General features: G+C 46.2%; 9 protein-coding genes. 4 read left to right on the top strand and 5 right to left on the bottom strand.

Features of this window, described 5'->3' with window-relative positions:
- Positions 1–46 precede the first annotated feature (46 nt).
- Positions 47–949: an agmatinase gene (speB, locus tag PN462_RS00175; RefSeq protein ID WP_272125780.1), complete on the bottom strand. Its 903-nt coding sequence runs from the start codon at positions 947–949 to the stop codon at positions 47–49.
- 302 nt (positions 950–1,251) lie between these two features.
- Between speB and PN462_RS00170 the strand changes: the two genes are divergently transcribed.
- From PN462_RS00170 to PN462_RS00155, 4 genes are all read left to right on the top strand, one after another.
- Positions 1,252–3,327, top strand: a complete 2,076-nt coding sequence (locus tag PN462_RS00170; protein WP_272125779.1) for a cation:proton antiporter — start codon at positions 1,252–1,254, stop codon at positions 3,325–3,327.
- Positions 3,328–3,738: 411 nt separating this feature from the next.
- Positions 3,739–4,923: an NAD(P)H-quinone oxidoreductase subunit H gene (locus PN462_RS00165; RefSeq protein ID WP_272125777.1), complete on the top strand. Its 1,185-nt coding sequence runs from the start codon at positions 3,739–3,741 to the stop codon at positions 4,921–4,923.
- A gap of 217 nt (positions 4,924–5,140) precedes the next feature.
- Complete coding sequence (locus tag PN462_RS00160) at positions 5,141–5,923, top strand: DUF4058 family protein (protein ID WP_272125776.1); 783 nt, start codon at positions 5,141–5,143, stop codon at positions 5,921–5,923.
- A 36-nt stretch (positions 5,924–5,959) separates the two neighbouring features.
- Positions 5,960–6,259, top strand: coding sequence for a DUF433 domain-containing protein (locus tag PN462_RS00155; RefSeq protein WP_272125775.1), 300 nt, complete (start codon positions 5,960–5,962; stop codon positions 6,257–6,259).
- A gap of 52 nt (positions 6,260–6,311) precedes the next feature.
- Here the strand turns inward: PN462_RS00155 and PN462_RS00150 are convergent, their stop codons facing one another.
- The 4 genes from PN462_RS00150 to PN462_RS00135 all read right to left on the bottom strand — a co-directional run bounded on the left by PN462_RS00150 (position 6,312) and on the right by PN462_RS00135 (position 10,942).
- On the bottom strand, positions 6,312–8,339 hold the full coding sequence (locus PN462_RS00150; RefSeq protein ID WP_272125774.1) for an alpha-amylase family glycosyl hydrolase: 2,028 nt from the start codon (positions 8,337–8,339) through the stop codon (positions 6,312–6,314).
- Positions 8,340–8,805: 466 nt separating this feature from the next.
- The gene (locus tag PN462_RS00145; protein WP_272125773.1) at positions 8,806–9,753 is read right to left on the bottom strand and encodes a glycosyltransferase family 2 protein; all 948 of its coding nucleotides are present in this window, start codon (positions 9,751–9,753) and stop codon (positions 8,806–8,808) included.
- Between the two features lie 92 nt (positions 9,754–9,845).
- Complete coding sequence (gene trpA, locus PN462_RS00140) at positions 9,846–10,643, bottom strand: tryptophan synthase subunit alpha (RefSeq protein WP_272125772.1); 798 nt, start codon at positions 10,641–10,643, stop codon at positions 9,846–9,848.
- Positions 10,643–10,942 carry a DUF3007 family protein gene (locus PN462_RS00135; protein WP_272125771.1) on the bottom strand — a complete coding sequence of 100 codons (300 nt, stop codon included), beginning with the start codon at positions 10,940–10,942 and terminating at the stop codon, positions 10,643–10,645. The genes trpA and PN462_RS00135 overlap by 1 nt, the downstream gene beginning before the upstream one ends.
- Positions 10,943–11,161: the final 219 nt, after the last annotated feature.

Below are 11,161 nucleotides of genomic sequence, written 5' to 3'. Positions count from 1 at the left end.
TCTCCCCCATCTCCCCCATCTCCCCCATCTCCCCCATCCATCCCTATCACGGGTTCAGCGTGTGATAGCCGATTAACTTATAGACTAACTTGGCTGCGGTGAACTCTGACACCACTGAATCCCCCAACGGGGATAACTCCATCACATCACACCCTAACACCCGATATGTCTCGAATAATCGCCGCAAAAACCGCGTTGTCTGATACCAGCTTAACCCTCCTGGTTGCGGTGTCCCCACTCCTGCACAAATTGACGGGTCTAAACCATCCAGGTCTATGGTGATAAAAATATTAGGAGTGTTAATCTGGGTTAAGCCTGCTTCAATCCAGTCCGGATTATTGGCGGTTTCTTCTCCCCACACCACCGGGAGGGAGTGAGACTCAATGAACTCTGCTTCTTCTTGACAGAGACTCCGTAACCCGACGGCCAAAGTGGGGATTCCTTGTTCAACCACTCGCCGCATGACACAAGCATGATTATACTTTGAGCCTTCGTAATTGTCCCGCAGGTCGCCGTGTGCGTCGATTTGTACCACGGTAAAGGGTTCAGGGGAATCTTGCTGATAGGCCGCCACTACACCTGCTGTTATACTATGTTCTCCCCCTAATGTAATGATAAATTTATTATCGGCTAAGAGTTGCGAGACGGTGGTTTCAACCTCTTTCACCATCTTTTCTGGGGTGAGATGGGGGGTTTCTTGGGAATTGGCGATCGCGCAGCGTCCTTGGAGGGGAATCGGGTGATACGTATGAATCCCTACCCCAAAACAAATTTCTCGCTGCAACTCCACATCATAATATTCTAATTGATCAGAAGCCGCCAGCAACGCCTCTGGCCCCCGTTGACACCCTTTCCGGTAGGTAGTGGTCATTTCGTAGGGAACAGGCAAAATCACGACTTCTGCGGTCTCATAAGGTTGGTCTATTTCTGACCCAATCAACGGTAACATGGATAATTAATAATGGATAATGGATAATTAATAATGGATAATGGATAATTAATATCCTTTTAAACTCGACATAGTAATGTAAGCATTTAGAGATTGTTGAGCCCTTCGTAGTAAGCTCTTTAGAGCTTATCCCCAACTCGACAGGAGACCCGTAAAATTTTCTGGTTGATTTTTCACCCCCATTGTAACAAAATTTAGTCGTTGATTTATAATTAAGTTATATCCAGACACTTTACCTAAATTTTTCCCATTGTTTTGCGTTTTAATAGTCTCCATCCAGTCAACCTTACTCTTTCCTTAAAATGCAGTCTCTATTTCACTGGCTTCCCGAAATTCCTATTTTAACCTTCACATTATTATTGTTAGTCTCCTTAACAGTTCCCCCGTGGTTTGAACGGTTAAACTTACCTGGACTGGTGGGGTTAATTGCCGCAGGAATTGTCTTAGGACAACATGGACTAGGCTTGCTGGATGCTGAGTCGGAAAGCATGAAACTTTTTTCCGATATTGGCAAAATTTATTTAATGTTTGTGGCCGGACTAGAAATTGATTTATTGCAATTTCGCCGCAATAAAAATCGGTCTTTAGGGTTTGGACTTGTTACATTTTTAGTCCCTTTAATAACGGGAACAATAATTGGTTTAGCCTTTGATTTTAACTTAACATCTTCCATCTTGATCGGTTCGCTTTTATCCTCCCATACCTTGCTCGGTTATCCCATTGTACAACGATTTGGACTCGTTGAAACCGAAGCGGCAACAGTGGGAGTCGGAGCAACAATTCTTACCGACATTAGCGCGTTATTGGTTTTAGCCATTTGTGTCTCAGTGCAAGCGGGAGACTTTTCGTGGGTAAGTTTAATTGTACAACTGGTTGTATTAGGCATTTATATGCTGCTTATTTTCTTTGGGTTTGACTGGGCTGGAAAGGCTTATTTTCGACAAACCGGAGAAGATGAAGGAAGTCAGTTTTTATTTGTACTATTAGCCGTCTTTTTAGCCTCTTTGGGGGCAGAAATCATTAATGTTGATAAAATTGTCGGGGCATTTTTAGCCGGGTTAGCGGTAAATGATGTAGTAGGCAATAGTTCGGTAAAAGAAAAAGTGGAATTCTTCGGGAGTGTCTTATTTATTCCCTTTTTCTTTGTGGGGATGGGTTTATTACTCAATGTTCCCCTATTTATTAACACCTTGCTTACCAGCTTTGAATTAACCCTTGCCATTATTATTGGACTCTTGGGGAGTAAATTTTTTGCGGCTTTACTGACTAAATTATTTTATGGTTATTCTTGGGCAGAAATGGGGTTATTGTGGTCTCTCTCCATCCCCCAAGTTGCCGCGACGTTAGCCGCAGCATTGGTAGGGTTAAATGTGGGGTTAATTTCTGAAGAAGTGTTTAATGGGATTATTGTTTTAATGTTGGTGACTTCGATTGTGGGGCCAATGTTAACCTCTCATTTTGCCCCGAAGATCATGCCCCCCCAAATCGAAAAAAAGCTCCCACAAATCGAGGAGAACTCCTCTTTCTTATGGTGGGAAAATCCGCCGCAAGTTGAAGCACCATTTACGGTAGTTGTCCCCGTTTCTACCCCAGAAACAGAGCGAAAATTAATGGCCATTGCGGCCTTACTCACTCGTCACGAATCTGGGATTATTATTCCTCTTGCTATCACCTACAGTAAGAGTCACATGGATGATCCTGAGTTACAACAGGAATTAAAACAGAGTCATAAACTGTTAGTCCAAGCAGAGGAACTTGGCCAATCTTTACAAGTGACAACCCATCCGAAATTACGCATTGCCTCGGATATTGGGACGGGAATTGTACAGACAGCTTGTGAAGAAAATGCCCGTTTAATTATTATGGGGTGGAGTAAGGAAGTGGGGTTGCGGACGTGGTTATTTGGGAATGTTCTCGACCAAGTTTTAGGGGCTTCCCATTGTCCGGTGGCGGTGGTTCGGTTACAATCGGAGTCGCTGTCCGTGGGACAAATTCTTGTTCCGGTGCGGAATTTAACCCCGCAAACGGTGAGAACGGTGAGATTTGCCCAATTATTGGCTGAAACCAACCAAGCGAGGGTGCGAGTGCTGCACGTCTGTCCGGCAAAAGCTACTCCAGAGCGCGTTAAACTGTTAGAACAGGAGTTTTTAGCTGCTTTACAGTCGGATCGATTAACGGAACAATTAGAAGTGGCTGTAATTCCCTCGGATAAGGTGGCGGAGGTGATTATTGCGGTGGCTGAGGAAGTGGATTTGGTGGTGTTGCGATCGCTCCGTCGTCGAACTACCGCAGGACTGGCCGTGAGTGATGTAGTTCAAGAGGCCATCCTCTCGTTGCAATGTTCCCTAGTCCTGTTTAGTGAACCCTATCGAGGGTAAGTATCAGTAACCTGTTACCATTAATCCGTTACCAGTGTCGGGAGACAGGGAGACGGGGGAGTTGAGCGTTAATCGTGATCTTAACCCGTTTTAACGGGTTTTCGCTCTTAGCCTTGGGTTTTAACCCAAGGTTCAACAGTATCGGGAGAAAGGGAGACAGGGAGACGGGGGAGTTGAGCGTTAATCGTGATCTTAACCCGTTTTAACGGGTTTTCGCTCTTAGCCTTGGGTTTTAACCCAAGGTTCAACAAACAACAAACAACAAACAGAAAAAATCTCCCTTGAGAACAGTGTGAGGGGCTGCGAGTCCCCTATAATAAGAGGAAACTGCAATAAAACTTAATTCAAACTGCCCTTCTGACTCTAGGAGAGGCGAGTCGGTAGAAACCATAGAGAAATAACGGCGATCCTATGCCACAAATCGAAACAAGAACCGAACCCATGGTCCTTAACATGGGGCCGCATCATCCCTCGATGCACGGAGTTTTGCGGTTAATTGTCACCCTGGATGGGGAAGACGTAGTGGACTGCGAACCTGTCATCGGGTATCTGCATCGGGGTATGGAAAAAATTGCGGAAAACCGCACGACGGTGATGTTTGTCCCCTATGTGAGTCGTTGGGACTACGCGGCGGGGATGTTTAATGAGGCCATCACTGTGAATGCCCCAGAACAACTGGCGGACATTGAAGTTCCCAAACGGGCCCAATATATCCGGGTGATCATGCTCGAACTCAACCGCATTGCCAACCACCTCCTCTGGTTTGGCCCCTTTCTCGCAGACTTGGGGGCCCAAACGCCCTTTTTCTACATTTTCCGCGAACGGGAACTGATCTACGACCTCTGGGAAGCGGCCAGTGGGGCAAGATTAATTAATAATAACTACTTCCGAGTTGGAGGGGTGGCCGTTGATCTGCCCTACGGATGGATCGACAAATGCTTAGATTTCTGTGACTATTTCGATCCCAAAGTGGATGAGTACGAGAAATTAGTCTCCAATAACCCCATTTTCCGTCGTCGGGTGGAAGGACTGGGCGTGATTACCCGTGAAGAAGCCATTAACTGGAGTCTCTCGGGCCCCATGTTGCGGGGGTCTGGGGTGAAATGGGACTTACGCAAGGTCGATCACTACGAATGTTACGATGATTTAGACTGGGATGTGCAATGGGAAACCAGTGGTGACTGTTTGGCCCGGTATCTAGTTCGCGTGCGAGAGATGCGCGAGTCGGTGAAAATTATTCGCCAAGCCTGTAAGATGATTCCGGGTGGGCCGTTTGAGAATTTGGAAGCCCGACGGATGGCAGAAGGCCGTAAGTCAAAATGGAATGACAAGGATTACGAGTACATTGCCAAGAAAGTCCCCCCTACTTTTAAAATTCCTGAAGGGGAACATTATGTCCGCTTAGAAAGTGGCAAGGGAGAGTTGGGTGTCTTTATTGTGGGCAATAAAAATGTCTTCCCTTGGCGGTTCAAAATTCGCGCCCCAGATTTCAATAATTTACAAATTTTGCCCCATCTTCTCCGAGGGGTGAAGGTGGCCGATATTATGGCAATTTTGGGCAGTATTGATGTCATTATGGGGTCTGTGGACCGCTAATTTTTGCGGATTCAGAGATTTATGAAGGGGTTAACCTGTGGGGGTTAATCCCTTGTTTTTTTGGGAGAATTTGCACCACTCCAGACACGGAGGGACACAGAGAGGGAGTTTAATGGCAATTTGCGGCTGTTTGGATGTGTTAGGATTCTACTATTAAAAAGTTTAGGTGCATTGTCTTGGGCTAAAGCCCCGACTACGAACTTTTTGGGTTTTGATTATGCCTTCTCCTTTTCCTGGAATGAATCCTTATTTGGAACATCCTGAGTTGTGGCCAGGTGTTCACTTGTTACTTATTGCCGAATTGACCAATTTTTTAACCCCCCAACTCCGTCCCAAATACCGGGTTGCTGTAGAAGTGCGAACCTATAATTCTAGTGGGGTTTTAGTGGGTCTTCCCGATCTTACCATCAAAGGCAGCAATTCCACCGCAGAACCCCTGTCTAATGTCGCTGTGGCCAGTCCTCCCTCCCCCATCTCTGTCACCCTCCCCGTCCCAGAAACCATCCGTCAGGGATATTTGGAGGTGCGAGAAGTCGCTACGGGGGAAGTGGTGACGGCCATTGAATTACTTTCTCCCATTAATAAACGACCTGGAGAAGGCCGCAGAAGTTATGAACAAAAACGGTTACAAATTTTAGGAAGTTTAACTCATTTTATCGAAATTGATTTACTCCGTAGTTTTGCCTCGATGCCGATATTAGAGAATGATGTATCGAGTCATTATCGGGTGTTGGTGAGTCGCAGTGACCAACGACCCAAGGGGGATTTATATGCGTTTAATGTAAAACAATCTATCCCGTCTTTTCCGTTACCGTTACGTCCTCCTGACCCGGATTTAATGATTGATTTACAAGGGTTAATTCATAGTGTTTATGATCGGGCTGGATATGATTTAGTGATGGATTATTCTCAAAGTCCTGTGCCTCCGTTTTCTGAGGAGGAAAATGAGTGGATTGGAACTGTATTAGAAACGGCAGGGTTAAGAGAAAACGGGAGTTAAAGTGAAGTTTAAATAATAGAAAAAAGGGAATTTGCCATGAATACTGAGTCAAAATTACCTATCGAATCAACAGAACATTGTCATGTGGTTAAGCATCCCCAAATCCTCAACGGAGAACCTATTATTAAAGGGACTCGAACCCCTGTTAGAGCAATTGTTGAAACTTGGCGTAGGGGAGTTGCACCAGAGGAAATTCCGCAAGGTTTACCCTATCTTAACCTAGCACAAATTTTTGATGCACTGTCTTACTATTTCGACCATCAAGAGGAAATTAAAAGTTATATTGACCGCAATTCTATTCCTGAAGATATGATTGATCCTTTAGTTGAAAAATAGTAATTTCCGAATTTAAGCCCACTTTCTTTAAAATAATTGGGGTTAGACAAAATTATTCCAAGACATACACCTTGGCCTCCCAAGGGAAAATCGGTTCTCGACCCACCCATTCGGGGGGGACAATGCGGTCTTGAGTCACTTCTCGCCATTGTTTCCCCGGTGGAGTGTTTCGCCAGTTGGGGACAATATACTCGGCCTCTGGACTGGTGGGGTTGGGTGTCCCGTAGTCGGAGAAATTGGCCACCACAATGACTAAATTATCGCCCCGTCCCCGTTGCCAGGCAACCACACGCTTTCCTTCCGTGTAGTCTGCGTGTAAAAACCAGGTGTCATTAATGGCCAATGCGGGGGAAGTGGTGCGCAGATGGACCAAACGGGCTACATAATTAAAGATATCCTTGCGCCAAGGATCATTGACTCGTTGATAGTTTACGGGGTCAATTTGTCGATGGACTGCTGGTTGGTCACTAATATTCAGGTCGTGTTCGTCGGCGAATTCTTCCCCAGCTAAAATGAGGGGAATCCCCACCGCAGTGAGGAGACAGACGAAGGCCAGTTTGATGCGTTGGGGGAGGTCGGGGATGTTGTACTGGCTTAAATAATTATAGAGCCGTTCGTTGCCGACTCCGCCGACTTCTGGGGAGGTGAGATAATTTACCGCTTGTGTTCCGTCGGTGAATCCCAGATAGTTACAATCAATGAGTTTTCGTAAACTCCATTCAAAACTACTATCTCCGACGGCATTTTCTCCCAGAATGACTTGTCGGACAATTTGTTTAAAGTTCTCATTCCAGAGGCCGTCGAGACGGTTTTGGTGGATGAGGGAGAGGGAGACGTTGGAGTCTTGACCCACCACGAGGAAATGATCGGGGTTATGTTCGGTTTTACTCTGTTTGCCTTGGTCTTGCCAGTGGCCGTGGGCAAAGTCGCGGATTTCTTGGATAAAATCGTAGTTGGCGATATTATTGACGCTATCGAGACGGATGCCGTCGATGTGGTATTGTTCCATCCAATGGGCGATCGCAACCTTGATCAACTCCCGACCCGGCACAAAACGGTCTCTCTCTCCCGTTAACGGTTCATATCCTTTCACCCAATAATTATATTTCAGTAAATCCCCCCCAAAACCATCACGGTTATTTTGTTCGGGGTCCCCAATCCCCCATTGCACAAAAAAGTCCGCAAACTTAATATTCCGGTAGGGTTGACCCATGGCATAGGACAAGACCAAATCCAGAAAAAACCGGACTCCCTGCTGGTGACACAAGGCCACCAACGCTTCTAAATCCGTTAATGACGAAGAAACCTCCTGTTTCTCTGGACATCCTAAACAGTCCTCCACCGCTAAAAAATTAGCTGTCCCATACCCCCATTGCCAAGGGTCTTCACTATCGGCAAGAGGAAGGCATTCTAGGGCATTCACCCCCAATTCGAGTAAATAAGCCTGACCCACCCCTAACGCCTCTGTATCGGGGAAATTTGGCGGCACTGCGTTCACATTCAGAAGTGCCATCATATCCTGAAAGGTGGCATCCATTAACCCCGTCCCAATATCCGTCCGAGTCCACCGAGTCGGTAACTTATACATGACGAGATGATTATTGGCCACCAAAGACGCTTCATAAACCTTGGCAAACCCTTTCCCGGTCTTCCCATCGGAGTTACAGGGAATCAGTTGGCCATCTTGATATAAGATGACACTAGCCGGGTCATTACTTTTAATCCCATCCGCATCATTGGGTTTAGGGGCTAATTTAAGAGGCCGACGATCAACCGTAGTGGCCAAGGGATCAGTACAATAAAGAATCTGTCTCCCTTCTGTATTGTAGGGACTGGTGTTTGTCACCTTAAACCAGTAGTGATACACCCCTCCGGGTTGCAGTTGACAATTTGCCGCGGCCACTTCCCACAATTCCGGATATTCTGGGTTTGGGGTGAGGGGAATTTCTTGGAAATTCTGGAAGCTACCGGGGTCATCGGCGGGGAATTGACCGATATACAAGGAGGGAGGAGGGTTAATTTCTCCAGGTCGCCACAGGATAAAATGGGTTTTTCGGCGGAGTAGTAGGTGGGGAATCATAAGCTAGGATTAAATAATGCGTTCCATCCGGTTCTATTACCTATACGGAATTTTGGGGGTTTTGGCAATCCATTGTTAAGAAGAATGCTGACGTTGCCTTGGGTTGAAACGACACAGGGATTATTGCCGATAATGGGGATTAGTAGCGCGAAAAATGCTGACGTTGCCTTGGGTTGAAACGACACAGGGATTATTGCCGATAATGGGGATTATTAGCGCGAAAAATGCTGACGTTGCCTTGGGTTTCAACCCAAGGCTAATAGCTAAAACCCGTTAAAACGGGTTGAGTGATGCAAGAGGCAATTGAACAATAAGGTAAAACACTTTTAAACTGGGTTTCTTCAAGGGAGCAAAAAATACTCTAATCCCTTTCCCTGTTCCCTCTTATTACATACCAATTTAAATGCACAACAGCTTATAACACTATAATTGATCATGTAGAGAACTGAATTGTGATCCAGCCATTCTATTCTTTTTGAGAGGTAAATCCTCCCACCTCTGATAACACATAAAGGGGTCTGCCTTTCACTTCCTCGTAAATGCGGCCAATATATTCCCCTAGAATGCCAATACAGACTAATTGAACCGCCCCTAAAAAGAATACTGCAATTAAAATAGTGGCATATCCTGTGAGGGGAGAATTGGCGGGAAAGAGTCGCCAATAGAGAACCATAACGGCCATAATTAGGGCAAGGGCAGCCGCAATTAACCCTAAATAGGTGGCCAACCGTAAGGGGACGCGAGAAAAGGAAATAATCCCATTTAAGGCTAAAGAAAAAGACTTGCGAAACGTATATTTGCGTTCCCCGGCAAACCGCGCATTTCTCTCAAATAAAATGGAGGTTTGTTGAAGACCGACCCAAGACCGCAACCCCCGTAAATAGCGGTTTCTCTCTGGCATCCCGTTCAAAATATCCACGACTTGACGGTCCATTAAACAAAAATCCCCGGTATCGGTGGGAATTTCAATATCGGCTAATCGTTTTAAAATGCGATAAAACCAATAGGCATAAAACCGTTTTAACCAATTTTCTTTATATCGTTTAATCCGTTGGGCATAGACTACTTGATAACCCTGTTGCCATTGGGCAATCATGTCTAGGGCTAATTCTGGGGGGTCTTGTAAGTCTGCATCAATGACGATGATCGCTTGACCCCGGACAAAATTCAACCCGGCAGTTACGGCGACTTGATGACCAAAATTTCGGGCTAAACTGAGATAACAAAAGCGGGGATCATAGTCTTGTAGTCCTCGCAACAATTCTAAGGAGCGATCGCGGCTACCATCATTAATGAAAACAAACTCTGTTTCCCCGTCCAAATGGTTCGCTACCTCACTCAACCGTCGGGCTAACTCCGGAATATTACTTTCTTCGTTATATATCGGAATCACAAAGGAATATTGCGGCAGCATGGTTGGTTTTGGTTGTTTGGTTTCTCTGTCGAAGCAACTCCCACCCTTGAAAGTGGTGGGTTTTTCACTTCGTTTCTCTGTAACGCTACCCGTTAGACACTGATCACTGATTTAAGATTTTGACAGAATTCAGCGATCGCCTTTAATCCTTCTTCCGGTTTTCCTGTGGCTAACCGTTGTACAAAGGCACTGCCGACAATGACCGCATCGGCCCCCCAGTTTTTCACCTGTTGCGCGTGTTCTGGTTGGGAAATACCAAAGCCCACTCCAATGGGTTTATCGGTGACAGCGCGAAGATTGGGCAATAAGTCTTTAACTTTGCTGGCCACCTCAGTCCGCGTCCCTGTCACTCCGGTGACACTCACGAGATAAATGAACCCTTGGGACTTCTGAGCAATGGCTTCTACGCGCTCTCTGGGACTCGTAGGGGCGACTAATAACACCACTTCGATTCCCCGTTCCTTGGCGGGAATTAAGAGTCCCTCTGCTTCTTCTAGGGGCAAATCTGGCACGACTAACCCTTTCACTCCGGCGGCGGCTACTTGGTCTAAAAATTGTTCAATCCCCCGATAAAAAATCGGGTTGTAATAGGTAAATAAAACAATAGGGGCGGCAATTTTCCCTTGGACTGACTGCACTACCTGTAAGACTTGTTCTAGCTTAATCCCCCGTTTTAAGGCGCGAGTGGCAGCCGCTTGAATGGTGGGCCCATCGGCGAGGGGATCAGAATAGGGGACTCCTAATTCAATAATATCCGCCCCTGCTTGGTCTAATACTTCTAAGGCTTTCGCGGTGGTGTCCAGATCGGGATCACCCGCCGTAATGAAAGGGATGAGGGCGCATTGGCCTTTGGCTCTCAGTTTCGAGAAGCAATCCGACACCGTGGGCATTATTCTTCTTCCTCTATTTCCGCTTGTAATTTTGCCAATTCTTCTGGGGACATTTCTTCTAGTTTTTTCTGTAACACTGCGTCCTCGTAGTCTTTCAGTTGTTGGTGATAGGTCATGTTTTTTGTTCCTACCCGGAATAGATAGGTGGCCACCCAACCGACAACTCCCACCATCATCAGGGCTTGACTCCAAATCCCCGCATCTTGGGCTTCTAGGCCCAAGAGTTGTAATCCCCCGTAGGTGAGGCCACCGAGGAGAAAGATGATGATAAAAATGGCGATCGCATCAATTCGGCGCATTGGTTTGGGTAATTGGTAATGGGTAATGGATAATTGGTAATTGGTAATGGATAATAGATAATTTATCAATCCTTGTTCAATCTCCCCTATCTCCCCTATCTTCCCTATCTCCCCTATCTCCCCTATCTTCCCTATCTCCCCTATCTCCCCTATCTTCCCTATCTCCCCTATCTCCCGACACCCGACACCCGACACCCCCTTGCACCATCAACTATCCAC

Source organism: Spirulina sp. CS-785/01 (assembly GCF_028330525.1).
Lineage (GTDB): Bacteria > Cyanobacteriota > Cyanobacteriia > Cyanobacteriales > Spirulinaceae > JAQMSD01.
Note: the sequence above shows the minus strand (reverse complement) of the source record. Positions and strands in the feature narration are given on the sequence as shown.